The 26324-nt window shown below is 63.1% G+C and carries 20 protein-coding genes, 1 tRNA gene and 1 pseudogene; 11 read left to right on the top strand and 11 right to left on the bottom strand.

Annotated features, from left to right (window positions below; all coding sequences use genetic code 11):
• The first annotated feature begins 50 nt into the window (after positions 1–50).
• From V5738_RS03755 to V5738_RS03745, 3 genes are all read left to right on the top strand, one after another.
• On the top strand, positions 51–1976 hold the full coding sequence (locus V5738_RS03755) for a transglycosylase SLT domain-containing protein (protein ID WP_423823070.1): 1926 nt from the start codon (positions 51–53) through the stop codon (positions 1974–1976).
• A 149-nt stretch (positions 1977–2125) separates the two neighbouring features.
• The gene (locus V5738_RS03750) at positions 2126–3376 is read left to right on the top strand and encodes a multifunctional CCA addition/repair protein (protein ID WP_423823069.1); all 1251 of its coding nucleotides are present in this window, start codon (positions 2126–2128) and stop codon (positions 3374–3376) included.
• 312 nt (positions 3377–3688) lie between these two features.
• Positions 3689–4429 (top strand): SDR family oxidoreductase, encoded by a 741-nt coding sequence (locus V5738_RS03745; protein WP_423823068.1) that lies wholly within the window; start codon positions 3689–3691, stop codon positions 4427–4429.
• 737 nt (positions 4430–5166) lie between these two features.
• On the opposite strand, the gene folK is transcribed toward V5738_RS03745, so the two are convergent.
• From folK to tsaD, 3 genes are all read right to left on the bottom strand, one after another.
• The gene (folK, locus tag V5738_RS03740) at positions 5167–5670 is read right to left on the bottom strand and encodes a 2-amino-4-hydroxy-6-hydroxymethyldihydropteridine diphosphokinase (RefSeq protein WP_423823067.1); all 504 of its coding nucleotides are present in this window, start codon (positions 5668–5670) and stop codon (positions 5167–5169) included.
• On the bottom strand, positions 5667–6023 hold the full coding sequence (gene folB, locus V5738_RS03735; protein WP_423823066.1) for a dihydroneopterin aldolase: 357 nt from the start codon (positions 6021–6023) through the stop codon (positions 5667–5669). Before folB ends, folK begins: the two co-directional genes overlap by 4 nt.
• Positions 6024–6362: 339 nt before the next feature.
• Positions 6363–7412 carry a tRNA (adenosine(37)-N6)-threonylcarbamoyltransferase complex transferase subunit TsaD gene (gene tsaD / locus V5738_RS03730; RefSeq protein WP_423823065.1) on the bottom strand — a complete coding sequence of 350 codons (1050 nt, stop codon included), beginning with the start codon at positions 7410–7412 and terminating at the stop codon, positions 6363–6365.
• Positions 7413–7494: 82 nt separating this feature from the next.
• Here tsaD and rpsU point away from each other — a divergent pair, with 82 nt between their 5' ends.
• The 5 genes from rpsU to V5738_RS03705 all read left to right on the top strand — a co-directional run bounded on the left by rpsU (position 7495) and on the right by V5738_RS03705 (position 12280).
• Entirely contained in the window at positions 7495–7710 is a 216-nt protein-coding gene (rpsU, locus tag V5738_RS03725) for a 30S ribosomal protein S21 (protein ID WP_037332947.1), read from the top strand.
• A gap of 129 nt (positions 7711–7839) precedes the next feature.
• Positions 7840–8283, top strand: a complete 444-nt coding sequence (locus tag V5738_RS03720) for a GatB/YqeY domain-containing protein (protein WP_423823064.1) — start codon at positions 7840–7842, stop codon at positions 8281–8283.
• 130 nt (positions 8284–8413) lie between these two features.
• Entirely contained in the window at positions 8414–10192 is a 1779-nt protein-coding gene (gene dnaG / locus V5738_RS03715) for a DNA primase (protein ID WP_423823063.1), read from the top strand.
• A 105-nt stretch (positions 10193–10297) separates the two neighbouring features.
• Positions 10298–12121 carry an RNA polymerase sigma factor RpoD gene (gene rpoD, locus V5738_RS03710; protein WP_423823062.1) on the top strand — a complete coding sequence of 608 codons (1824 nt, stop codon included), beginning with the start codon at positions 10298–10300 and terminating at the stop codon, positions 12119–12121.
• An 83-nt stretch (positions 12122–12204) separates the two neighbouring features.
• Positions 12205–12280 (top strand) — tRNA-Ile (locus tag V5738_RS03705).
• 155 nt (positions 12281–12435) lie between these two features.
• Here V5738_RS03705 and V5738_RS03700 read toward each other — a convergent pair.
• The 4 genes from V5738_RS03700 to V5738_RS03685 all read right to left on the bottom strand — a co-directional run bounded on the left by V5738_RS03700 (position 12436) and on the right by V5738_RS03685 (position 17370).
• Positions 12436–13335 (bottom strand): CHAD domain-containing protein, encoded by a 900-nt coding sequence (locus V5738_RS03700; RefSeq protein WP_423823061.1) that lies wholly within the window; start codon positions 13333–13335, stop codon positions 12436–12438.
• 607 nt (positions 13336–13942) lie between these two features.
• Positions 13943–14563, bottom strand: coding sequence for a hypothetical protein (locus V5738_RS03695; protein ID WP_423823060.1), 621 nt, complete (start codon positions 14561–14563; stop codon positions 13943–13945).
• A 1042-nt stretch (positions 14564–15605) separates the two neighbouring features.
• Positions 15606–16460 (bottom strand): SDR family oxidoreductase, encoded by an 855-nt coding sequence (locus V5738_RS03690; RefSeq protein WP_423823059.1) that lies wholly within the window; start codon positions 16458–16460, stop codon positions 15606–15608.
• A 97-nt stretch (positions 16461–16557) separates the two neighbouring features.
• The gene (locus V5738_RS03685; protein ID WP_423824231.1) at positions 16558–17370 is read right to left on the bottom strand and encodes an OBAP family protein; all 813 of its coding nucleotides are present in this window, start codon (positions 17368–17370) and stop codon (positions 16558–16560) included.
• Positions 17371–17581: 211 nt separating this feature from the next.
• Between V5738_RS03685 and V5738_RS03680 the strand changes: the two genes are divergently transcribed.
• Positions 17582–17968, top strand: a complete 387-nt coding sequence (locus V5738_RS03680) for a DUF2267 domain-containing protein (RefSeq protein ID WP_423823058.1) — start codon at positions 17582–17584, stop codon at positions 17966–17968.
• 246 nt (positions 17969–18214) lie between these two features.
• Here the strand turns inward: V5738_RS03680 and V5738_RS03675 are convergent, their stop codons facing one another.
• Both V5738_RS03675 and V5738_RS03670 read right to left on the bottom strand, forming a co-directional pair.
• Entirely contained in the window at positions 18215–18598 is a 384-nt protein-coding gene (locus tag V5738_RS03675) for a response regulator transcription factor (RefSeq protein ID WP_423823057.1), read from the bottom strand.
• 90 nt (positions 18599–18688) lie between these two features.
• Positions 18689–19960, bottom strand: coding sequence for an NAD(P)/FAD-dependent oxidoreductase (locus V5738_RS03670; protein WP_423823056.1), 1272 nt, complete (start codon positions 19958–19960; stop codon positions 18689–18691).
• 557 nt (positions 19961–20517) lie between these two features.
• Between V5738_RS03670 and V5738_RS03665 the strand changes: the two genes are divergently transcribed.
• A complete protein-coding gene (locus V5738_RS03665; RefSeq protein ID WP_423823055.1) occupies positions 20518–21714 on the top strand; it encodes a glycosyltransferase in 1197 nt (398 codons plus the stop codon).
• On the opposite strand, the gene V5738_RS03660 is transcribed toward V5738_RS03665, so the two are convergent.
• Positions 21711–22586: a glycosyltransferase family 2 protein gene (locus V5738_RS03660; protein WP_423823054.1), complete on the bottom strand. Its 876-nt coding sequence runs from the start codon at positions 22584–22586 to the stop codon at positions 21711–21713. The two genes, V5738_RS03665 and V5738_RS03660, sit on opposite strands and share 4 nt — an antisense overlap.
• Positions 22583–24661 (bottom strand): HAD-IIB family hydrolase, encoded by a 2079-nt coding sequence (locus tag V5738_RS03655; RefSeq protein ID WP_423823052.1) that lies wholly within the window; start codon positions 24659–24661, stop codon positions 22583–22585. Before V5738_RS03655 ends, V5738_RS03660 begins: the two co-directional genes overlap by 4 nt.
• Positions 24662–25428: 767 nt before the next feature.
• On the opposite strand from V5738_RS03655, the pseudogene V5738_RS03650 reads away from it, so the two are divergent.
• A pseudogene (locus V5738_RS03650) lies at positions 25429–26248 on the top strand (manganese catalase family protein).
• Positions 26249–26324 lie beyond the last annotated feature (76 nt).

Here is a 26324-nt window from a genome sequence, read left to right as displayed (position 1 = left end):
GGCAGCGTATGCGGTACACTCCACCGGTCACCCGATTCGCCCGATCGTCGATGCGCGCGCTCCTGTTCGCCGCTGCCCTGGCTTGTGCCGGGATCGCTCATGCTGCCACTGATGCGACCCGCAGCGAATTTCTCGATGCCCTGAAAGCGGCCCGTCAAGGCCACCTCGACAGCCGATCGGCCGAAGTCGCGGATTTGCGCGACTATCCGCTGTTCGACTATCTCGAAGCCGCCCAGTTGCGCCACGAGCTGCGCACCCGGCCGAGCGCGGCGCTGGATACCCAGGTCGCGCGCTTTATCGCCACTCATCCGAAGCTGCCGCCGGCCCAGCGCCTGCGCGGACCATGGCTCGACAGCCTAGCCGATCGCGACCAGTGGCAGCAGGTGCTTGCCCATACCCGCGACTCGGACGGCACTACGGCCCAATGTCGGGCCGTGCATGCCGCCATCGAACTCGGGCGTTCCCCGGCCCAGAAAGCCCTAGCGTTGTATACGGTGGGCCAAAGCCAGCCCTCGGCCTGCGACCCGGTGTTCGCCTGGCTCAAGGACAGCGGCCGCCTGAGTGCCGCGGTGGTCCGGGAGCGTGCCCGCAAAGCGATCCTCAACAATCAATTCAGTCTGGCGCGCTATCTGGCGCGCCAGATACCGACCGCCGACGCTGCCCGCATCGATCGCTGGCTGAGCGTAGCCGAAACGCCGGCCCGCTTGGCCAATACGCCCTCTGGCCTGGACGGCGATATCGCGGTATATGCGTTCAAGCGGCTGGCCCTACGCGATCTGGACCGAGCCGCGGATCTGCTCGCGCCCCTGGTAGCCCGACTGCATCTCAATGACGACCAGCGCTATCAAATGCGACGTTATGTGTCGTTGTTGTTCGCCGAGGATCATCGGCCCGAAGCCCTGCTCTGGTTCGCCCGTATCGATCATGCCCGTATGGCCGGCGACGAGCATGCACTGGGCTGGGAAATCCGGGCCGCGATCTATCAGCGCCGCTGGCCGCTGGTGCTGGATGCGATCAATAGCCTGCCTGCGGACACCGCAGACGACGAGGAGTGGCGCTACTGGAAGGCGCGGGCGCTGGCCCAGACTGGCCATGAGGATCAGGCCCGCACGATCTATACGGCACTGGCCAAGCAGCGTTCTTACCACGGCTATCTGGCTGCCGATGCCCTCGACCAGGACTACAGCTTCAACGAACGACCAGTGCCCAACGATGCGAGCGCACTGGCCCGGGCCCGGTCCAATCCGGCCCTGAGGCGCGCCCACGAACTGCATGAACTGGGCATGCGCCACTATGCCTATCTGGAATGGCGCCAGGTCACCGAGGATCTGGACTCGGATGCGTTGGCCCAGGCCGCGCGTCTTGCCTTCGACTGGCAGTGGTATGCCCGGGCGATCACGACCCTGGCCAAGGCCGACTACTGGGACGATCTGGATATCCGCTATCCGCTGCCATTTCTGACCGAGGTACAGCAGGCCGCCCAGACCAACGATCTCGACCCAGCCTATGTACTGGCGATCATCCGCACCGAGTCGCTGTTCCAGCCGACCGTGCGCTCGCCAGTCGGCGCCCGCGGCCTGATGCAGCTGATGCCGGGCACCGCGGCCCATCTGGCACGGTCGATGGGCCGGGCCCGACCCAGCTCCCATCAGCTCAACGACCCGTCGACCAACATCGGCTTCGGCGCCCGCTACCTGCGCGATATGCTGGCCGACTGGTCGGGCAATATCGCCCTGGCCACAGCCAGCTACAACGCCGGGCCACGCAAGATCGCCCAGTGGCTGCCGGCCGACAAAACCCCGGCCGACATCTGGATCGCCAATATTCCGTATACGGAAACAAGGCACTATGTACAGCGGGCGATGTCTCATATGACGGTCTTCCAGCACCGGCTGCCAGAACAGGTGATCCCGCTCGCCCAGCGTATTCCGGATATCGCATCGAACTACCCCGACGATACCCAGACCACGTTCTAGGCCCCATACAAGATCAGCGCTCGGCCTAACCGGGCAAGGAATGAGGCTATCGGCTTAACGATTGCGAATCGACGATCCATGATGCCCCTGCAGGCAGCCCACACCCCGGTATGTGGCGTGCTGCCGGCCGGGGCAGCCCGAGGACGATAATGCAGCGCTATCTGGTCGGCGGCGCCCTGCGCGATGAATATCTGGGGCTGACAATCAGCGACCGCGATTGGGTCGTGGTCGGCGCGACCCCGGAACAGATGACCGAAGCCGGCTATACCCCGGTCGGCCGTGATTTTCCGGTATTTCTGCATCCTGACACCCGCGAAGAACATGCCCTGGCACGTACCGAGCGTAAGAGCGGCCACGGCTACCATGGCTTCACCTTTCATACCGGTGCCGACGTATCGCTGGAAGCCGACCTAGCCCGACGCGACCTGACCATCAACGCGATCGCCCGGGCCGACGACGGCACCGTGATCGATCCCTATGGCGGGTACGCCGACATTGAGGCGCGGGTCCTACGTCATGTCTCGGGGGCTTTCGTCGAAGACCCGGTACGGCTGTTGCGGCTGGCCCGCTACTACGCGCGCTTCGCGCCGCTCGGTTTTAGCGTCGCCGAGGAAACGCTCGCCCTGGCCCGGGATATGGTCGCCGCCGGCGAAATCGACCATCTGGTGCCAGAACGCGTCTGGGCCGAGATGCAGCGCGCACTGCTGGGCGATGAGCCCCAGCTGTTTTTCTATCTGCTGCGCTCGGTCGGCGCGCTCGAGATCGTGCTGCCCGAACTGGATGCGTTGTTCGGGGTGATCCAGCCGCTGCGCTATCACCCAGAGATCGATACCGGCATCCATACCCTACTGGTACTCGGCCAGACCGCTGCCGAAAGCGCCAGCCTCGGCGCTCGCTATGCGGCGCTCTGCCACGACTTCGGCAAGGCCAGCACGCCCGCCGAGGTACTGCCGGGCCACCGTGGCCACGAAGAACGCGGTGTAGCGCCGACCGACGCCGCCAGCCAACGGCTTGGCGTGCCCAAAAAGCTGCGCGATACCGCCCGGCTGACCGCCCGCTGGCATACCCACGTCCATCGTATCGATCAACTGCGCCCGGCGACTGTTCTCAAAATGCTCGAAGCGCTCGATGCCTTCCGGCGTCCAGAGCGGCTCGAAGACCTGATCGCCGTCTGCACGGCCGATGTCCGCGGCCGGCTCGGCTACGAATCGCGCGCCTATCCGCAGGCCGACAAGATCCGGGCTGCGCTGGTCGCTGCCTGCACAATCGATGGCGCAGCCCTGGCTGCCCAAGGCCTGGAAGGCCCACAAATCGGCCACGCCCTGCATGAACAGCGCATCCATGCGATCCGCGACGCCCTAGAGTCCATGCAGCCAACCCGTTCCCTAGCCGAACACTAGCGCCTGCGGGAAGCCTGTATGCGCGCCCCACAGCTCGAGTGGCCATGTCCTGGCGTGCGACGCTGCCGGGCGCCAAGGGGGATTGGGCAGCGACAGCCCGACGGCTAGGCGCTGTCGTGCGGCGATTCGGCATTGTGCGACTATGCGGCGTGCGCTAAGCCTAGTCTGATCGCCGAGCGTTATTTCAAGAAAGCGCTGGGCGCGGACGCCCATCACCCTGCCAGGCCCGACCACGCCGCTATGCCGGATGGCCCCGATACAGCCGTGCCCCGGCCCATGCGGCGCGTATCGACACAGCAACAGACTCTAGCCATGTCCCAACCCAATACCGCTCCCGTCGTCATCACCGGCGCCAACCGCAATATCGGCGCGCATATGGCGCATCGCTTCATCGACGAAGGCTTCGCCGTGATTGCCCAATATCGCACCGCGACTGAGGATATTGAGCGCCTGATCGCACGCGGGGCGATCACGATCCAAGGCGACTTCGCCGATGCCAAGGCTAGCCTCGCCGTTGCCGAAGCCATCGACGAGGCACTCGGGGCTGCCGATGCCCCGCTGCGTGCCTTGATCCACAACGCCTCGGCATTCGCCCCGACCGCTGACGAGGTGCTGCAAGCCGCGGACCAGTTCCAGGCCTTTTTCGAAGTGCACATGCGCGCGCCCTATTTGCTCAACACGCGCTTGGCCGAGCGGCTGAGCGAGCCTGATGGCCGCCCTGGCGATATCGTGCATATTACCGACATCTATGCCGATCATCCGGCGATCGACTACGACATCTACTGCGCGACCAAGGCCGGACTGCAAAATTTGTCGGCCTCGTTCGCGCGGCGTCTGGCGCCCGGGGTCAAGGTCAATGCGGTCCAGCCAGGGCCGATCTCGTTCGAGAGCTGGGTCGACGACCAGCAACAGCAATCCATGCTGGATGCGACCCCGCTCGGACGTACCGGCTCGCCGGACAATATCTATCGTGCCGTGCGGGCCCTGATGGACAACGACTACCAAACCGGCGCCGTCGTGGCGGTCGATGGCGGGCGGCGCCTGGGCCGCTAACGCCGGCCCTGGGTCTCGCCACGCGAGCCACCCACAAGGCCAGCGCAGGGCCCGAAGTCGTGGTGCCTGGCACGCGACGGCTCGAACGCTCGCGGCCGCGAACCACCGGACCAGGCCCGCCCAGCCGTGCCGTAAGGGCTCAGCGCGCTGTCGCAGCCGGGGTACATTCAGATGCCGACCGGCTGCCCATACCGCCAGCCGTAGCCCGGCCCGATTCCGGTATCGTGTGCGCTGCACGCCAAAAACGCTTTTCGAAAGATCACGAGACGCAGCCCGACGAGGGGTTACGTCAGTCAGAGACAAGCCACACCAGCACTTGCGCCCTCGGGCTGGAGCCGTTCCTGCAACATGCGGCCCCATCGCCTCCTGCGTCGTGGCGAGCCTGGCCTGCGTCACGCCACGATACGACCACTCGCGTCTTGCCGAACCCGAGGGGCACACGCCACCGCAGCCTCTCCGCAACCTCAACCGGCCCTCGCAATATCGGCGATCGAGCCCATTGGCTGTGTCCGTACCGGTGCTCGGTCGCAAACCTGCTGTTGTTGTGGCCTGGCCTGGGCTGGACGAACGAGACCGTATCACCTGGCGCGCCTGGCCAGGAGACGATCACGCCGAATGGAGGTACGCCCGGTCGGCGTTCTGAAGGCTTGGACGGCCACCGATAAAAAAATCCGGCAAGGCCTCGATGCGGCGATTAGCGCTGGCGGCTACGCGGAGCGCGCGCCCGATCGCAGCCTCTAGCCGCGCGAGCCGTGCTGGGCTTCCAGAGCCATCTCCGTGAGCGGTTGGCCCGGTTTGTCGAAAGCCGCCCAGAGTTCGCGATAAGCCCGACCGTCGGTGGGATGATGCCCGCCCGGCCGGATCTCGGCCAACGGCCGCAGCACGAAGGCATAGTCGAGAATGTCGGCCCGCGGCACCCGAATATCGCCGTCGTCGAACACAGCGTCGCCGAACAGCAGCATATCCAGATCCATGGTTCGGGAGCCATCGCGCGCGGCGCGATCGCGACCGCAGTCGGCTTCGATATCGCGCAGCCCGGCCTGGACCGACTCGATCGTCTCGTCGACCTCGAAGGCTACAACCAGATTGACGAAATCGGCGCCGGTAAAACCCACTGCTGGGCAGGCATAGGCTGGCGAGATATCCAGTGCACCGAACCGGGCTGCGAGCGCAGCCAGCGCTTCGCGCACATGCCGCTCGGGCTCGATATTCGAGCCGATGCCGACCACGACTTCGGTCATTGCAAACGCTCCCGACTGATTCGAATGCCAACCCCCTGGGCACCGCGCAGCGCATGCGGCTTGTCCAAGCGCAGAGTCACGCGCTGGACCGCGAATTCCTCAAGGATCAAAGCTGCAATGTGCTCGGACAGGGTCTCGACCAGATCGAACTCGCTGTTCTCAACGAAGGCGATCACCCGCTTGGCGACGGCCTTGTAGTCGAGCGTCTTGGCGACATCGTCGGTTTCGGCTGCCGCCCGGATATCAAAATCCATTTCCAGGTCCAGGATCACGCGCTGACGTATCTTGCGCTCCCAGTCGTATAGGCCGATGACCGTATCGATGGCCAACTGATCGATGAAGATAGTGTCCAAGCGATCTCCCAGAAGCGGTGTACGACAGTGCGAGCGCGCAGCTTATCAAAACCACCGCCGTGTCTGAGCCTGGCCCAGCGCCTGTCGAGACGTCGTACGAACGCCGCGTGAACATCCATCGATCGGGTTCGACACGATTGTCGGCATGCCGGCATACCGCGCCTGGCCTCGTTATGCGGCAAGGGCCACTCCATAGCCAGGGTCCACTCGGCCTGAGCCGGCCCGTCCAGCGCGGTCGGGCGGCGACGCCAGGATGCCACTCGCCCGCGCGCAACGCCCCTCGCGTTCGCGACGCCTACTTGGCGGCACAACCGCGCGGGCTCGCACCGCAGACAGCAATCAGACCGGCGCGGCGAGGTCTTCCAAAGGCCAGCGCGCAACCGCCTCTGCGCCCACGATACCGGCGGTGAACTCACTCGCACGCATGGCTCCGGCCAGCGCAATCATCGCGGCATTATCGGTACAGAACTCGGGCCGGGGAAAATGCAACGCAAAACTATCCTGCGCAGCCCGCTCGGCCAAGGCGGCCCGCAACCCGGCATTCGCACCCACGCCGCCGGCAACCACCAGTCGCTGGAAACCCGTCTCGCGAATCGCCCGCGCACATTTGGCGACCAGCGTATCGATCACGGCCTGCTGGAAGCTGGCTGCGATATCGGCCGCGGCCTGCGGCGAACCATCTCCGGCCTTGATCGCCAGCATCACCGCGGTCTTCAAGCCCGAAAAAGAAAAATCCAGGCCGGGCCGGTTCAGCATCGGGCGTGGGAAATGGTGGGCAGCCGGATCTCCCTGGGCAGCCAACGCAGCCACTGCCGGGCCGCCGGGATAGCCCAATCCCAGCATCTTGGCGGTTTTATCGAATGCCTCGCCGACGGCATCGTCCACGCTGCGCCCAAGCTGGCGATAGCGCCCGAGCCCGTCGACCGCGACCAGCAAGGTATGGCCGCCAGAGACCAGCAGCGCCAGATAAGGGAATGCCGGCGGGTTTTCTTCCAGCAATGGCGATAGCAGATGGCCTTCCATATGATGCACGCCGAGCACCGGCAGACTCAGGCTCATGCCAAGACCCGCCGCGACCGAGGCCCCGACCAACAGGGCGCCCATCAGCCCCGGGCCGCGGGTATAAGCGATGCCGGTCAGCGCCGGATGGCCGGCTTCGGCACGCACATGGTCTATCAACGGCAACAGCTTGCGGATATGATCGCGGGAAGCGAGTTCGGGTACGACGCCGCCGTATTCGGCGTGCAGATCGACCTGGCTATGCAGCGCATGGGCCAGCAAACCGGACTCGCCGGAATAGATCGCGGCGGCAGATTCGTCGCAGGAACTTTCGATACCCAGGATGATCGACGGACGTTGCAAAGTGCGTAGCTCGGGCGTATTATTCATCGCCCTATTCTAGCCGGCACCTCGAGCGCAGGTCACCGGCCAGTGATCGTCACAATCAGAATTCCCGGAGAGTGATTGCTCAATGCCTAGCGTACGCGTCAAAGAGAACGAGCCGTTTGAAGTTGCCCTGCGTCGATTCAAGCGCAGCTGCGAGAAAGCCGGCGTCGTGACCGAAGTGCGCCGTCGCGAGTTCTTCGAAAAGCCCTGCCAGACCCGCAAGCGCAAGCGCGCGGCCGCCGTTAAGCGCCACGCCAAGCGTTTGCAGCGCGAACAGCAGCGGTTTACGCGCCAGTACTAAAGCTCTGGCCGTCGCATCGATTGATTGAATCGAGCCCGACAATCGATTGCATCATGACGAAACAGCGGCCCTCGGGCCGCTGTTTTTTTTGTCTGCATCGCCTGTTTTGTCCCGCCTCAGGAGCTTACGTTGAGTATCAAGGATCAACTACAAGACGATATGAAATCGGCCATGCGCGCCCGCGACAAGGAACGCCTGGCGGTGATCCGTATGCTGATGGCCGCGATCAAGCAGCGCGAAGTCGATGAAGGCATACAACTCGATGACGCCGGCGTGCTGGCGGTGGTCGAGAAGATGGTCAAACAGCGTCGCGATGCCGAAGCCCAGTATCGCGAAGCCGATCGCAATGAACTGGCCGACGCCGAATCAGCCGAAATCTCGGTATTGGAAAATTACCTGCCGGCCCAGCTGTCGGATACCGAGCTCGATGCGATCATCGATCGCACGATCGCCGATAACGAAGCCAGCTCGATGCGCGATATGGGCAAGGTCATGGGCCAGCTCAAGGGCAAACTGGCCGGTCAGGCCGACATGGCCGTGGTCAGCCAGCGGCTCAAGGCCAAGCTCCAGTAGCCGTCCGCAGCACGGCTGTCGTTGGGCTCGTGCATACCGGCGAGCCCAACCTCTAGATTACCCGGGCGGGCCGCACCCGCCAGCGAGCCGGTGATGTGGTTACACCGGCTGCTTCGCAAGCTTTTCGGCCATGGCACGCATTCCCCAGCATTTCATCGATCAGCTGCTCGAGCGCACGGATATCGTGGCGCTGGTGGAAGCGCGCGTCTCGCTCAAGAAGGCCGGCCGCGAATACACCGCCTGCTGCCCATTCCACGACGAAAACACGCCCTCGTTCACGGTCTCGCCGAACAAGCAGTTCTACCACTGCTTCGGCTGCGGCGCCCATGGCAGCGCGATCAGCTTCCTCATGGAATACGATCGCCTGGAATTTCGGGACGCCGTGGATGTGTTGGCCCAAGCCGCCGGGCTGGAGCTACCCAGCGACGCGGTCGCAGACCAACCCAGTGGCCCGCCGCGCGAGCCGTTATTCGATGTCATGCGTCTAGCCGACCGGCACTACCAGTCGGCGCTGCGGCGTAATCAAGCAGTCATCGACTATCTCAAAAACCGAGGCGTGACCGGCGAAATGGCCAAGCGCTATGGCCTCGGGTTTGCTGCCGATGCTTGGGACGACCTGACCCGGCGTGTGCCCGACCGCGCCGTGGCCGCCCGCGCCGGCCTACTGATCGAGCGCGATTCCGGCGGCTATTTCGACCGCTTTCGCAACCGGCTGATGTTCCCGATTCGCGATACCCGCGGCCGCACCATCGCGTTTGGCGGTCGCACGCTGGGCGACGATAACGCCAAATATCTCAACTCACCGGAAACCCCACTGTTCCATAAATCCGATCATATGTACGGGCTATTCGAAGCCCGTCAGGCACTACGCGATCTGCCGCGGCTGCTGGTGGTCGAAGGCTATATGGACGTCATCGCTCTGGCCCAGCACGGTTTCGCCAATACTGTGGCGACCCTAGGCACGGCGACCACCGCATCGCATCTAACCACGCTGTTTCGCCATACCCAGGAAGTAGTGTTCTGCTTCGATGGAGACCAAGCCGGCGTGCGCGCAGCCCGTAAAGCCATGGAACAAAGCCTGGGCGTGATGCGCGGCGCGCGCCGGGTCCGTTTTTTGTTTCTTCCCGACGGCGAGGATCCGGACAGCCTGGTGCACGGCGAAGGTGGCCGCGAAGCCATGGCCGAGGCGATCGAGGCGGCCCGGCCTGCTTCACAAGTTCTGCTCGGCCAACTTACCGAGGGCCTGGATCTGGCAACACCGGATGGACGCGCCCAGATCGTCGAACGGGCGCGCCAACCGATCAATGCCCTGCCGCCGGACGCCTTTCGTGCCGAGATGATCGGCGAAATCAGCCGGCTGTCCGGCCTGCCGGCCGACGACTTGCGCGATCTGTATGCCTCAAACCAGGCCGCACCGCGCCAGTCAGCCAGCGCCGCCGAACACCCTACAGCCGACAACGCCCACGGCACGCAACTGCCGCCGGTCACCCGGGCGCTGCGCTTGTTGCTGACCGAGCCCGGTTTGGCACGTCATGTGCAACACACAGCCGACCTAAGAGACAACAGCAACCCGGGAGCGCGAATTTTGGCCGAAGCGATTGACTTTTTCGCATCCAACCCAAATGTATCCGTTGCACAGTGGTTGGAACATTATCGCGAACATCGCTATTTCGACCGTCTACAAAGCCTCGCCGCGGCCCATTCCCCGGGCGATGATGAGCAACGCTCGGCAGAATTCATCGAGGCCGTGACGCGTTTGCAACGGCACAGCCGGTCGCGCGCCCAGCTGCGACAGCGATACAACGCACTGGTCGCTCAGCAGGAACGCGGGCCGTTGGATGCGGCGTCCGCAGAGGAGTTGAAAGAAGTTTTACGCAAGCTGCAAGGCCAATCGGCACCGTCTTCCTGACTTGACAGAACGAGCCAGAGGTGGCTTGGGATTGTCAAAAATGCTATTATGGACGGTTATCGCCGAGCCCGTCTTGCCCTATGAGCCCAACACGCAGCGAATCACATGAGTAAAGACAAGAAATCTCAACTACGGCTACTGATTGCCCATGGCAAGCAGAAAGGGTATCTGACCTACGCCGAGGTCAACGATACCCTGCCGGACGATATCGTCGATCCGGAGCAGATTGAAGATATCGTCAACATGATTAGCGATATGGGCATCACGGTGCACGAGCAGGCACCGGACGAAGACAATCTGCTGATTTCGGGCAGCACCGTCAACGACGATGACGATGACGATGCCGAAGAGGCCGCAGCGACGCTGGCGGCGCTCGACCCCCAGTTCGGCCGTACCACCGACCCGGTGCGCATGTACATGCGCGAAATGGGCTCGGTCGAGCTGCTTGATCGCGAAGGCGAAATCCGCATCGCCAAACGCATCGAGGAAGGCTTGTCCGAGATGATGTTTTCGCTGGCCTATTTCCCGGCCACGACCGGCCGGCTTCTGGAGCTATGGGACCAGGTCGCTGCCGAAGACAAGCGCATGACCGACATTCTGGTCGGTTTTGTCGATCCGGACACCGGCGATCCCGTGGGCCCCGAAGCCGATACCGACGCCGCCGAAGAAACCGCCGACGACGAGGACGAGGAAGAAACCGCAGCGCCGGCCAACGATGGCCCGGATCCGGAAGAAGCCAAGGCCCAGTTCGTCGAACTGCGCCGGCTGCACGATGCTGCCGTGGCCTCGCTGGAGAACAACGGCCGCGAACATCCCGACACCGAAGCGGCGCTGTCGGCACTGGCTACGCATTTCATGCGCTTCAAGCTGGTGCCCAAGACTGCCGACGATCTGACGCTGCAGCTGCGCACGGCCATGATCGATATCCGTAGCGCCGAACGCGAAATGCTGCGTATCTGCGTCAACGAAGCCGGCATGCCGCGGCGCGACTTCATCCGCCAGCTGCCGGAAAACATCACCAACGAAGATTGGCTCGACAAGCTGATCCGGGCCAAGCGGCGTTATTCCTCGACCATTGCCAGCCGTCGCGAAGACATCGTGCGGGCGATGAACCAGATTCGCGAAATCGAGGCCGAGTCCTCGCTCGACGTGAATCACATCAAGGAAATCAACCGCAAAATGTCGATCGGCGAGGCCAAGGCCCGCCGCGCCAAGAAAGAGATGGTCGAGGCCAACCTCCGTCTGGTGATCTCGATCGCCAAGAAATACACCAACCGTGGCCTGCAGTTCCTGGACCTGATTCAGGAAGGCAACATCGGCCTGATGAAGGCCGTCGACAAGTTCGAATACCGTCGCGGCTACAAGTTCTCGACCTATGCGACGTGGTGGATCCGGCAGGCCATCACCCGCTCGATCGCCGACCAGGCACGCACCATTCGTATTCCGGTGCACATGATCGAGACGATCAATAAACTCAACCGCATTTCGCGCCAGATGCTCCAGGAAATGGGTCGCGAACCCTCGCCCGAGGAACTGGCCGAGCGGATGGAAATGCCGGAAGAAAAAGTCCGCAAAGTCCTCAAGATCGCCAAAGAACCGATCTCGATGGAGACCCCCATCGGCGACGACGAGGATTCGCATCTCGGCGACTTCATCGAGGACATCAACGCGGTTGCACCGGACGATTCCGCCTCGGGCGAGTCGCTGCGCGAGGCCACGCACAACACCCTGGCCAGCCTCACCCCGCGCGAGGCCAAGGTCCTGCGCATGCGCTTCGGTATCGACATGAACACCGACCACACCCTCGAGGAAGTCGGCAAGCAGTTCGATGTCACGCGCGAGCGCATTCGCCAGATCGAGGCTAAGGCGCTGCGCAAGCTACGTCACCCCTCGCGGGCGACCTTCCTCAAGAGCTTTCTCGACGAATAGCTCGTCTATACGCTTGGCGATCCACCGGTCACCAAGCTATAGTTTCGCGCCGGGCGTGCAATGCGCCCGGCGTTTTCATTTGGGGGCCTGTAGCTCAGTGGTTAGAGCAGGGGACTCATAATCCCTTGGTCGTCAGTTCGAATCTGACCGGGCCCACCATTGAATCAGACACTTAGCAAAGCGCTTCGCTCGGCCGCATGCTCGGAGACACGCCCTTGGTGCACGGGCTCGGCCGTTGGCTGATCTCGTCAAAATACCCTCTACTGGCTGCTGAGAAGCCGCTGTTCAATGCCGAAGCTAAGCGAGCCAGCAAGCTACGCGCCGTTATCGAGTTCGGTCTGGCGGGCTTTCCAGCAGGTTTGGAAATGTCGGCCGATCGCTTTACGTTTGGGGTGAAACAGGCGCTGGCCGAGCGGTAGCGCAGCGCGCTTGAGTTCAGTGCGCCGGTGGTTGATCAACGCCAACAGTTGCTCTTGGTTGGCCATGGCCAGACCGTCGGCCTCGAGTAGGGTTTGGCCCAGAACCGTAAGATCGTGCTCGTCGCCGAGCAGATCGGACAACCGGTGCAATTCCGATTCCCGGCTCGAAATCGGCGCCGGCCAGAGATCGCTCAGCAGATCGCAGTGATAGCGGTGGTATTTGATCTGTTTCCGCCATTCGTGAAGGGTGGTCGCGGCGGGCGCCTGGCGTGCGTCGCGCCAGCCATCGCGACCGCGCTGATAGGTCTGTTCGAGGCCGGCCCGAATGGCTCCGAAATCTTTGCGCTCGAATGCCAACCTTCTGATTGCATCGTCGGCCGCTGACAGATCTTGCTTGAGCGCTTCGATCTGCTCGCCGATGGCCTCGGTCGTCCCCTGCTCGCGGCGTGCGACCAGCTTCGGCCGCAGCCCCACGTAGCGTCGCCGATCGATATCGGCCGAGCGTGCGTCGAGCAGTTTGTCGAAAGTCTCGACCAGCACGTGATCGTCGCGCGTACCGGCCAGCGGCCGAGCCATATCCCGGAAACGGTGATTTTCACGCGCATAGGCTTCGCCGATCGCCGGGCGAACCAGACGCAGCGCCGCTCTGATCTTCTTGAGGCGCTTGCGGGCCTCGTGAATCGCTTCGACCCGGTCGGGCTGATCCAAATCCTGGCACGCGCTGTGGACCTGTTCGCGAATGATCCGGCGCATGTCACTCGGAATCGATTTATCGGGATGGAGCCAGTAGGCCATCGCTGCCACCTTCGAAGCTGTTCGCCAACGGCCTCAGCGACCGCCGGTTCACCACTCCTTCGAGCGGGCGATCCAGCGTTTCGCTATTTGCTTGCCGGCTTGCCCCCGGTTGGCGCTCATGGCTCGGCATGGCTTAGGAGCTTCGGCGCCAAGCGTGGTCGCAAGCGCTGCACACCCATGCCGCGGCTGCCATATTGTCAGCGGCAGGCGCGTTGCGCGAGCCGTCGCACCGCATGCGCGGCCTCGGCACCGATACATCGCTACCCGCATGAAAATCATCGATCGATCGCTGCATGGCTGGAGCCTCGGGCCGTGCCAATCACCGGCTGCAGACCGGTATCGGCTCGGATAGATGCCGTACTTTCGATGATAGCGAATCGACAGACATCGTCATAACGGCACGGAAGCCGCGCCTGGCTGCGCCCTGCTGTCCGTTGACAACGGCGCCAACGTGCCACGGGCGGCCCAGTGCCGCCCATGTTGCCGACAGGCCGTTCAGAACACAGCGATGGACATGCGCCCCGCGGGCTAGGTCAAGACAGCCCGGGCCTGGGGCAGCAGCACCGTGGCATGGGCCGGCGTTCGGGCGCCTATGTCGCAGACCGGCTCAAATCTGTTCGGTCAGCCAGCGCTCCATTTTCGCGCGAGCGGCGCGCTTGGTCAGACGGCGGCTGTAGATCGAGGCCGGACGCAGTTGCTGTTTTTCATCGCCATGAACGAGGAAGCGCCGCTGCACGCCGATCGCCTGCCCGGAAGGCCCGTAGTGACAAACCACGGTAATTTTGAAGTCCTTGAGGCCAATGGCCGACATCGGATTGTTGTCGTCCTCGATCAGACCGTGCTGCTGTACCGACTGACGAATCAGGGTTCGAAAAGTACCCAGGTTCATATAAGAACCGGTATCGAGCGGCCCCTGACGCGTGACCTCGCTTGGATCGTTCTGCGCATTCCACGGCTCGGCATCGTCGAAATCGGTCACCGAGCTACGATATTTGTGGCCGTCATGGGTGCGCATGCTCAGAATCACGCACTGAATATAGACCGGCTCGTGGCTCATGTTACTGATCAAGGCCACCGAATTGATTTCCTCGCCCCAGCCCTGGTTGATCAACAACCGGGCCTGTCGCTGGCGAGTAAAGCCCTGCCAAAGCAGATGCGCATAGAAAATCCAGACCGCCATGGTGCCGAAACTGGCCACGACCGACAGCGCCTGGGCGTTGTTATTCATGAATTCCCACATAGCGGAGTCAATTCTCGGGTTAAGGCAAATCAAGGTGGGGGTCGATGGCGGCTTGGAATATCAGTTGAACAAGGCAGATAAGCCCGTGAGCATCCCTATTGCCGCCGCGGATCGCCAATACTGGGGCCAATGAAACCGGATACAACGCCGGCAAGGGTTATCCCCCAGACTGCTAGGGTGTGTTGAAATTGCGCCCGAGCGCCGCGTTACCGCCCTAGATCGTGGCAGGCTAGGCGCGAGCCGCCCATTCCAGGCGTCGTGCCGCGACCAAGTCGCGTAACGCCGCGGCCCGACGCGACTTGGGGCACACCCCTTCGGGACAAGAGCCGTTTGGCCACAATCCCGCGTTGTCGTTCACGGCCATCGCGCCACGGCCGCTGTACTCGCGGCGCCGTGGCGCGCAACCAACAGTCCTTGGCGCGGCTTGTACGAAACCTCAACACGCCCTAGGGCGGTGCCTGACCCGCTCGGCCACTGTCGGCCGGGTAACCGCCACGGCCTGGATTGATGCCTTTGCCTCGAAAACAACGATCAAACGCCTGGGCCGGCTGATGTAAACCAAGTCAGGCATGGCTCAAGACAACAATCGCCCAGGCAGGCGCGGCCTTGGCCATCGAGAATTGATTCATACGCCCGACTGTCGAAGACGGCCGCGCGCCATTGATGGCAGGCTGGCCGAGGCCGGTTGCCGAGCCGTACGAAACTCATGTTAGTTCCTGTTGACATCACCCGCAGGTCTCGAACGACCACGTTGCGACATGCCCCAGGCTTGCCACCCCGCAGAGCTCTGTGGTTTGTCGTTATCGGCGGCTTCTTGCATGAAACAAACGCCGTTCACAGGCGATATATCGGCGCTCCGGCCTTGCTCTGCTTCGTGCTTCTGCCCGCAGGCGTACCTCTGTCGTGAATGCAATCTCGATGGCACCGGAGCCACGACGAGCCGCAAAAGCCCGGCATTCTCATCCGGCTCGACGGCGAAGGCACGCCGGACAAACCCTGTGCCCGCCCGGCGTTTTCAACACAAGCGCATTCAGGTATTGAGGATCACACCGCCGTTGAGATGGATCGTCTGACCGGTCATGAACGACGATTCCTGACAGGCCAGATAAACATAGGCCGGTGCGATCTCGCTGGGCTGGGCAGCCCGGTTCATCGGTACCTGGCCGCCGAAGTGCGCGGTCTTTTCGGCGTCGAAGCTCGCCGGAATCAGCGGCGTCCAGACCGGGCCAGGCGCGACAGCATTCACACGGATGCCCTGGCCGACCAGATTCTGGGCCAGCGAGCGCATCAGGCCCTGAATCGCGCCCTTGGTTGCCGAATAATCGATTAGCGTGTCGTTGCCCTTGAAGGCATTGACCGAGGACGTTGCGATGATCACATCGCCCTCGCCCATATGCGGCAGCGCGGCACGCGCCATATAGAAATGGCTGTAGATATTGGTCGCGAAGGTGCGCTCCAGCTGTTCGTCGGAGATCTGGGTGACATCGTTCCAGTCGTACTGCTCGGCCGCATTATTGACCACGATATTGATCGAACCCCAGAGATCGATCGCTCGATCGATCACCGACTGGCAGAAACTAGAATCGCCGATGTCGCCGGCCATCGAGACACAGCGCCCACCATACTGTTCGATCAGCCGCGCCGTTTCGGCGGCGTCCTCGTCTTCATCGAGATAGGTGATCAAAACATTCGCGCCTTCGGCCGCATAGTGGACCGCTACCGCCCGCCCGATGCCGCTGTCGCCGCCGCTGATGATGGCATGCTTGCCTTCCAGTTTGCCCGCCGGTTTGTAGCTCGAGCTGATGAATTCCGGCTCCGGACGCATGGCATGTTCGTCGCCCGGCTGTGCATTCTGGCTCTGCTTGGGAAAATGTTGTTCGCTCATAAGCTGTGTCTTCGATCGTTGACGAATCGAGCCTCGCGCCGCCTGAACGGCAGGCGCGGGCTGGCTGTATCACGCCCGCGGGGCCTACCCGTCGCGTCTAGGTCGAGCCGTGGTCATGGCCGTCGACTCGATGGAACGGGCAGGTCTCCAGCGTGGTCTGCACGCTCTGGCCGTTTTGCCAGCTGTTGGCCATGGGATGGACATGTGGCATGGGGATGTCTGCCCGGTTCGCCCGACGTTGGTCCGAATCCACACCCAAGCGCTGATCCCGCGCGGCGAGTTTGTCGCGATCGACCTGGCCATCTTCGGTGAAGGCCATCATCAGCTGCGGCGCACCATAGGGAAAATCGTGGCGGTCGATCTGCCAGGTATGGAAGGTCTTACCGTAGGTCGTGACCAGATCCTCGAAATAGGCATGTTCGGCCATTTCCGGAATACCGGGCGCGACCAGCTGGCCCGATTTGATCTCGTAATGATGGCTGTGCCAGAGGCGTTTTTCATCCTCCGGCAACTGCGCATAGCGCTCAGCGCTGATGATGTATTCAATGCCGATCAGACGGGCGTCGGCTGCATTCGAATCGAAGATCACGCACTGATGCAGATCCGGCGCCAGATGCATACAGAAATGGCTGGCTTCGACCTGGCGCCCCATATCGTCGGCATACATGTGAAAGCCGTTGAGATAGGTATTCATCGCTTCCAGCGGCAGCTTACGTTGGCCGAGCCCGGCCGCGGCATCCAGCATCCGATGCTTGGGTGGATGGCCGCGCCCGGTTGGGAGCGCTCGGGCCAGACGACGCCCCAGCCAGAAACCACCGGCCACGGCCAAGCCGGCGGCGAAACCGAGCGCCCCATCACGCGCTGAATAATCGCCGCTACCGGGGCGATCCAACCAGTCGAATCTCGACATCATCTCACCTTCTTGGCTTGCAGCCTCGGGCTCGGCCCGGGCCTTGTATGCAATGAATCGAGTGTGCGCAGCCAGGCCGAGCCCAGTCTTTACGGATAAACCCGTAGAATAGGTCTGGCGCCGAAAAGAAGAATCGTTACGGGAAGTCCCGCATTCACTCGCTCGGCGGTTTATATCAACCTGCTTTTAATCCTTCTTTGCCTGTCGACTTATGCAAACCGAAAGCCTGACCGCAGCGGTTCATAACAGCGTCCCGGAGATGGATGCCGCTCGTGTTTCGCAATGCACCCTGATTGCATTGGATGCGATTGCCGAGCATCTAGATGCCGAAGCCGGCGAATACATCGCCAACGGCCTGCCCGATGAGGCCGCTCGCGCGATTCGCTCTGGCGCCCGCCGCACCGATACCACCGGCCAATCGATCAAGCTGGGGCCGTTCATCGACAAGGTGCGTACGCGCACCGAGTTGCCACCGGAGCACGCCGAAGCGCTGACCTATGCCGTGGCGATCACGGTCGCGCACATGCTCGATGCTGAGCGCGTCAAAAAGCTCGGCCAGGCCCTGCCCAAAGAGCTCGACCGACTGTTTCAGGACTGACCGGGCCGAATCGTAAGATCCCAGGCCGGCAGTGCGCCGTCGCAGCGCCGGCTAAGCAGGCCAAGCCGTTCGCCCGGCCATAAACCCGGTCAGCCTGCGCCAAGGGCCGGGTTGGCTCGGAACAACGGCCAGGGCCAGGTCTCGATGCCGCGTTATCGGGCTTGCCGTATGCGCGGCCAGGGTCGACAGCCCAGGCAAAACAGGTCGGCCGCTGCTCCGGTCGAGGCTCGAGCTGGCTTTAGCTATTCATGCATGGCGTCGACACCGCTGCGCCACTTCGGTCAATAGCCAGTCGGGATCGAACGGTTTTTCCATGAATTCGACCTCCGGCGCCAGTTGGTTCCGGCGGACTTCGGCATCGATTCGGGCGCCGCTCATCAAGATCATCGGCGGATGGCCCGCCTGGGCTGCCAAATGGCGGCACAACGCAGTACCGCGCATACCAGGCAGCATCCAGTCGATCAGTAAACAGCAATAGCTGCGTTCAGTCTCGTCGGCCAGAAAGCTTTCGGCCGAATCGAACAGCGTGGCTTCGAAGCCATCACTGTTGAGCAGTGCAGCCATAGACATGGCAAACGCGGTGTCGTCGTCGATGACCGCGATCAGCGATTGTGGTGCGGAATCCGACATAGCATTCCTAGACTCGCTCCGTCCGCTTTTCGATGACATTGCGCATTACCGACCCCGGTGCGCAGCATGGGCATCCAACACGCCGGATTGTCAATGAACTTTCACCCGGGGCCCGGGGGGCGATTTGAACCAATCGGCCGCCAGTCGTGCGCCGGCGGCGGCTTTTCCCAAAATTACCATCTCATGTTGCCGCTCCAGACCTCGATAGGCTGCCATCGCCAGCCGGCCTCGAATCTGAAGATCCTGACCGAAATAACCACGAACCCGGCCGACCGTGCCGGCCGCGCCCAGCGACATCAATGTGCCTTTGTGCCGATACTCAAAGGCCCGTGGGCGCTTCCCGGCACAATAGCGCGGCAGCTCGACAGCCAGATGGGCGGCCTGCTCACTGGCCGCTTGCGCGGTCGGTGGCGCACTCGATCCGTCGATGCCGGCACAGTCGCCGAGCGCGAAGATATCGTCGCGGGCCAGCGTCTGCAGCGTTTTGTTCACGCGCCACTGGCGCTTATCGTTGGTCTCCAACGCCGTGATCCGTTCAGCGATCGGTGGACCGACCCGACCGGTCGCCCATACCGTAACCTGAGCGTCGAGCCGTTCGCCGTCGCCGGTCTCGACGTGATCGTCGGCCACCCGTTCGATCGAACAGCCGGTACGAATGGTCACCCCGGCCTGGGTTAGCCGATCGCGTACGGCAGCCCGCTCCTGTTCGCCCATGGCCGGCATGAACTGGTTGGCGGCTTCGACCAAGGTGACCCGGATCGGGCCGCGGGCGTTGCGCGGCGCGACCGCGGCCGGGCGTGCGTCGGTGGCCAGATAGGCCGCGAGTTCGACGCCGGTCAGTCCGGTGCCGACGATCACGACCTGCAACGCCGAGTTCCCCGGGTCGACCGTGGCCTCTAGGGCCGCCATCGACAGCCGGCTGAACAATGCCTCGGCGTCTTCGGCCCGATCCAGTACGAATGCATGCTCGGTCACGCCGTCCACTCCGAGGTCCGGCGTGACCCCGCCGGTGGCCAACACGAGCACGTCGTATGCCATATCGCGCTGCTCGACCACGGCCGTGCCGCTGGCATCATCCACTGGCCCGAGCCGAATCCGATGGGCCTCTGCATCGATCTCGCGCAACGCGCTCTGAACGAATACGAACCCCCAGCGTTCGGCCAGCGTGGCGTATTCCACTTCGTCGACCCGGGATCGCCGGGCGCCGGCAGCCAGTTCATGCAGCCGTGGCTTCCATATATGGGTCGCAGCCGAGTCGATGAGAAAAATCCGTAAATCGCTTTGTCGAGCCAGCCGGACAGCCAGCTCCAGGCCGCCCGCGCCACCGCCGACGATCACTACCCGCGTTGCAACCGAGCCCATAGTCCTATCCGTTGAGGGTGCTGTCTCGCTATACGGTCATGGTGGCGCACGGCGACCGATGTATTGATCCGGAAAAGCACATAGATCCCCCGACGGATAGGCCCTGCGTCAGTCTTTCAACCGGGCCGTCGCTGGAAAACCCCTAGCCCGGACACGGCGTGTTCCGGATGGGCGCTGTCCAGCCGATCGTCGATGCTGACACATATGCCCTGCGCGATTCGGTTTCGATTCCATGCCGCACAGGCACGGTGCGCCGATTATCTATTCGGCGACGCCTGCATACGTCGCCCGCCGACCACAGGAGATCTTGATGCCGAACTGCGGTCACGCGTACGAGCCCGTATTCGAAGTGGTCGTAAACGGCGAGCGCCATCAGTTCGATACCTTCCAATGCGCGATCCATGCCCTGGCCCGAGCTGCCCGACCTGTGGCTGCTAGGTGATCGGTCACGGAGTTGATCGTGACGGTCAGACCTATTGCTGCGGCCACTGTGCCAGCCACGACTGATCCCCAGCCCTGTGAGCCGCGACGATAACCCGCCCCGAGGAGATTTTTTTTTGAAACGACCGATCTGTTTTTTCGTTCATCACCAAGGGCGCGGACATGCGGCGCGCACCCGGGCGATCGTCTCTCGCATGGCAGCCGATCGGCCGGTCAGCGTGGCCACTGCCGACCCGAGCCTGTTCGACGGTTTCCAGCGCGATATCGAACTGATCGAACTGCCGAACATGATCGGCGCCCGCGTGCCGACCGCCGCGCTGCATGCCCACGCCACGCCCGAGACGATGCATTGCGTACCGCTGGGCCTGCGTGAGATGCGTGTGACCATGCGCCGAATCCTCGATCATCTGGATGATCGCAACGTCGGATTGTTCGCGATCGATGTCTCGGCCGAACTGGCCCAGCTGGCCCGTATCGCCAGCGTACCGGCGGTCAAAGTGCGCATGCACGGCAGCCGCAACGACCCTGGCCACCAAGCCGCCTATGCCGCCTGTACCGGCATGCTTGCGCCTTTCGATGCCGCGCTCGAGCAGCCCGACTATCCGGATCGGTTACGCGCCAAGACTTTCTATACCGGCGGGCTGTGCACGCATGAGGCGGTGCCGCCGGCCAAGGCCGAAGCCCGCCGCCGGCTCGGCCTGCCGGACGATGCCGAGATCGTGCTGGCCATGGCTGGCGGCGGCGGGCACGGTCTGGCCTATGCACCGCTGACGGTGGCCGCCAGGGCGGCGCCGGAAACCTTGTTCGTGACGGTCGGGCGTTTGCACCGCGAAGGTCACGAGACCGATTTTGCGAATCTGGTCAACCACGGTTGGGTCGAACATACCGCCGAGTACATCGCCGCCGCCGATATCGTGGTCGCCTCGGCCGGCGACAATATGGTCACCGAGATCGCCAAGGTGGGCCGACCGTATGTCTGTATTCCGGAATGGCGCTATTTCGACGAACAGAGCGCCAAGGCTGAACGCCTGGCGGCCGTTGGCGCTGCACTGCATGTCGAGCGTCAGCCCGGCGATCTGGTCGGATGGCAGGCGATTCTAGAACAGGCGCGGCAACTCGATGTCGCCCGGCTGCAGCCGCTGCACGACCCTAGCGCCGCCGAGCACGCCGCCGGCTGGCTGGAAGCCACCACCGATCGGCTATGGGATAGCGGCGCTACCCTAGCCCGACCGCAGGAAGCCGTCATCGACCTCGGCAGCCGGCGCTTGGCCGTTGGCTCGGATGCTGGCCCGATACCGGACCAGATCGGCTAGCCGAAACAGGCCTGCGGCGGCAGCCGGGCTTCGCGTATTTCGACTTCGGTCGGCTGGCGATAGACGATGATATCGTCGGCGTTCGGCGACCAGTCGATCAATCCGGCTTCGGCGAAGGCCGCCAGCCAGTAATCCATGCACCAGCGCTGCCAGCGTGCCTTGAAACGGCGCGCATTGGCGATGATCGCATCGAAATGCGCCAGCGGCGGATAGTGGATCGTATGATGCTGATGCCAGGCCCGAGCGTTGCCAACCCAGTAGGCCTCGATGCCGGCCGCGGCCAGCCGCCAGGCGTAGTCGGTGTCTTCGCCGCCGTAGCCGATGAACGACTCGTCCATGCCTCGCACGCGATCGTGATCGGCCGCTCGTAGCGCAAACGACAAGCCCCAGAACTGGCCGTGATCCGGCTCCCAGCGCAGCCCGCCGCGGGGCGGATACGGCCGGGCCGGATGCCGAACAGCGCGGGCATCAAGCGCCTTGTAATCGATCGCCCCTTGGGCATCGGCTTCGACCGCCCCGGCAGGCAGATAGACGACATCGCCCATATACAGCCCGGATCCGGTGCGCAGCGCATGCCGATAACGGTGTAGAAACGGCGGCGATGGAATACAGTCGACGTCCAGGAACACCAGCCCCGGATACTGAGCCGCGGCAGCCCCTTGGTTGCGTGCCCGCGCCAGCGGCAGTGCCTCGCCGTCAACCTGGATATGGCGCACGGGAAAATTGGTCTCCGGCAGCGGCGCCGAACTCGGCGTCTGCATCCAGGCGATGACCAACTCATCCGGTCGATATTGCTGGGCATTGAGCCCCTGAACAAGATTGACTAGATGCCGGTGTCGCCCGCGAACCAGGGTGATAACACTGATTTTCATGAGGCTGACCGTGGACGTCCCAGAAAATATTGCATGCCCTCGACCACGCCTTGACCATGGCCGGCACGGGCACGGTAGGCATGAGCCAGGCCGGGCTGGTCAAACAGTTCCGGGTGGCCATTGCCAACGATAATCGAAAAACGGGCCCGGCGCAGCATGTCCAGATCGTTGCCGGAATCACCGGCGACCACGACGTCGCCGGCTGCCAGCCCGTATTGATTGCGTAGATAATCCACTGCGCGGCCTTTCGACGCCCGCCCGGGCAGAATATCCAAATAGCGATCGTGGCTATAGATCACCGACGCCGACAAACCGCGCTCGTCCAGATGCTGCTGTAACCAGGATCGAATCTCCGGCGTTGCCTCGATCTGATAGCTCAGTTTGAAGCGGCGCTGCTCCAGCGGCGCCTGGGCCATCAGACCCGGCCACTCCTGCATCACCGCCTGCATAGCGTCACCAATCGCCTCGGGCGCCCAGTCTGCGGCCAGCCAGCGCGCCCACTGTGTATCGCGGCAGTAAGTCATGCCGTCGGCGTTTAGAACATAGATCTCGCTGCCAACGGAAGCGATCAGACAACGCGGCCGGCCGATGCCGGCCTGCTCGAGCACGGCGAGCGCGCTATGAAAGCTGCGCCCGGTCGCAATCGCGAACATGACATCGTCCTGACTCGTCTGCCAGGCATTGAAATGCCGTACGCCGGTGCGGCAACCCACCAGCGTGCCGTCGATATCGCAGACCAGTAGCCGCGTCTGTGCCGGCAAAGCCGATCGTGTCGGCGGCCGATCCAGAGCCTGCAACAAGGCATGATAGCGACGCGCATGCTCGCGCCAGTCGTAGTCGGCCACCGCACGCCGACCATTGTCGGACAACCGCTGCCAGCGCAGCCGGTCGTCGAGTACGCCTTCGATGGCCCGGGTCAGACCGGGCCCATCGGTGGGTGCGACCAGTTCGCCGTTATCGCAATAAGACACGATATCGTTCGGCCCACCACTGTCGGTGGCGATCACCGGCAGCCCGGCGGCGGCAGCTTCCAGCAGGGTCAGCCCGAACGGCTCGTTGAGGGCCGGATTGACGAACACGCCGCCGCGCTCGCGCGCCCAGCCATAAATGGCCGGCACGTCCTCGGCACAGTGCTGTTTCGGGTAGGCCACGCGGCCATGCAGATCGTAATCGTCGATGGCCTCGAGCAGCGCTCGCATGTTCGCCGCCAACTCGGGCTCCATATCGGCGATCCGCTGGCGGGTACCGGCGACGATCACCAGATTGGCCTTGGCCTGCAACGCTGGACAACACCCATAGGCCGCCACCAGGCCTACCAGATTCTTACGCGTGACCGGCCGCGCGATCGCCAGGATCGCTGGCTTGTCCGGTGTGTCCAGAAAACGCGCCAGATCGGCATGCACCTGTGCATCCGATTCGGCATCGACAAACGCCTGACTATCGATGCCGGGCCGGACGATACGAATCCGGCCCGGATCGTAGTGCTCATAACCGGCGTATTGCAGTTCGGCCTCATCGCGGGAGCTGGCGAACAATAGCCGAGCGCGCTGCAGGGCCCGTTCTTCGAAATCGATACGTCGCGCCAGTGCCGGATCCTCTGGCCCGGCACCGGCACAGGCGCGCTTGACCCGGCCCAGGGAATGGGCCGTGAATACAAATGGAATGCCGTGCCGGGCCTCGACGTTCGCGGCCACTTCGGCGGCATCCGCATAGTGGGCATGGATCACATCAGGGCGGCATGCACTGGTTTCGATGGCGTCGTTCAGAGCGCTGGCAAAACTGTCGAGCTCGGTATGCAAGGCTTGCTTGTCGAGATAGCCGGGCTCGGCCGTCGGCAACCGGATCAGCCGGGTTTTGGCATTGATGATTTCCAACGAGCGCCGATAGTCGTGCTCGGAAAACGGGGCATCGAAGGCCCGGGTGACGATATCAATCCGCTCGACCGCCGGGTCGGCTGCCGAGGCCGCAACCAGCTGCATCAGGTACTGGATATGGCCGCCAGTATCGGAAGTCACACCGTATTCGATCGCCCCGGCCCGCACACAGCCCTGCAACGCAATATGCATGATGTACATCGCGCTAGGACTCCACCCAGGCAATCGATGGCTTGCTTGGCTGGACCGGTCCCGCTGCGAAACGGCTCGGGTGCGTTCGGGCGACCACTCTATGCTGCCTATCTGCCGCAGAGCCGCTCGGAAACGACCGGCGTGATCCAGAAAAAACGCTCACATCAGTCATAGGTCGCCGAAATTAGCCGCTGCCGGTGACCTTGGACATCCGGACCATTTCCAGCGAACTATAGAAATATACCTAGGGCCCGACGCAACGAATACGTGGCACGAACGCGCTCTGTCGCCGGCGGCAAGCCCAACGGCCCGGGTGCAGCGGCCGACATTCATCTGATCTGCCCTGCCGCTTTGAACGGGTTACGGGGCCGCGGACGGGCCCTGATCATTGGCCTGAGATTTGTCTTTGGGGGTTTAACTGAGGTTGAAAACTGGTTTTTCCGATTGCACCCGACGGGTATGTCTGGCGCTCCACTCGCCAGCCGGGTGGCCTATGTATAAACCAGCCGGGAACCGACCGGATAGTGCCCGGACGAGCCCGCACGGACAGTAGCGGTCTAGTTCATCACGGAGTCCAGCAGGACCGACACCGATAGCGCCCAGGCTGTGACACCAATCCCTAACGCCATCTGTATTACCTGCAGGTCTCACCCGCTCGGCCGCCGCAGCGATATTCAAGCCTCGGCCGGCTGAGCGGTTGCGAGTACTTTTTATGGCCCGGCCATGTCACCAGGGCCGGCGCACCTGCCATTCGTGACCCCATCGAGAGCCCCGCTATATTCCGTCATTCTTCGAAACTCCAGTATCCGGTCACGGGCGACCAACCCGATCCGCAGTTCGCCAAACTGCTGTAGCAGGCGATCGGTGGCATCGAAGGCGAAATCCAGGTCGCCTGCAATATGTCTTTCAGGCCATGGGCGCCCGCGGCGACGACCGGATCCGCGATGTGCTGATGCCGACCGCCACCGAAGAGCTTTCGCATATCGAGAGACTCGGGGCATGCCGTTGCCCTCAACCTCGAAGGCGCGCCGGTCTCCCTCGCAAAAGAAGCCGCCAAGGATCCGGTGATGAAAGCCATCCTGGGCGGCGCCAACCCAGGGGCATGTGCTGGCGTCGGGCCTATCGGCTAGGCCCGTCAACGCCAACGGCGTGCCATTCGACATGCGCCATATCTATGCCACGGGCAACATCGGCGCCGACATGATGGCCAACGTCGCTGCCGAAGCCGGCAGCCGTGTGCTCGCCTCGCGGCGGTACAACTGGACCGACGACCACGGCATGAAGGATTTTCTATCGTTCCTGATTGCCCGCGACACTTATCACCAACAGCAGTGGCTGGCGATCGTGGAAGAATTGGGCGGCCAGAAAGAGCAGCTGCCGATTCCGAACTCGACTCCCAAGGATCGCGAAGCCAAGGCCGATTCCTATTGTTATCTGAACATGCTGCTCGATAAGCAGGCCCCAGAAGGCCGCTGGAGCCAAGGGGCCGTCGCTGGACGGGCACAGCACGTTTTCGATAAAGCAGGCCTCGAATCAGCCGGGCAGGAACCGTCGCTGGGCGACGCCCGACCAGGCTCGGGTGCCCAAAAAGAATAGATGTAGTCTTCATTTCGTCTGTATTCGAGACCGCGGGCCGGCCTGCCCTGGGCGGGCCGGCGCTGTAGTCTCCAGG

It is taken from the genome of Salinisphaera sp. SPP-AMP-43 (assembly GCF_049568105.1).
Taxonomy (GTDB): domain Bacteria; phylum Pseudomonadota; class Gammaproteobacteria; order Nevskiales; family Salinisphaeraceae; genus Salinisphaera.
Note: the sequence above shows the minus strand (reverse complement) of the source record. Positions and strands in the feature narration are given on the sequence as shown.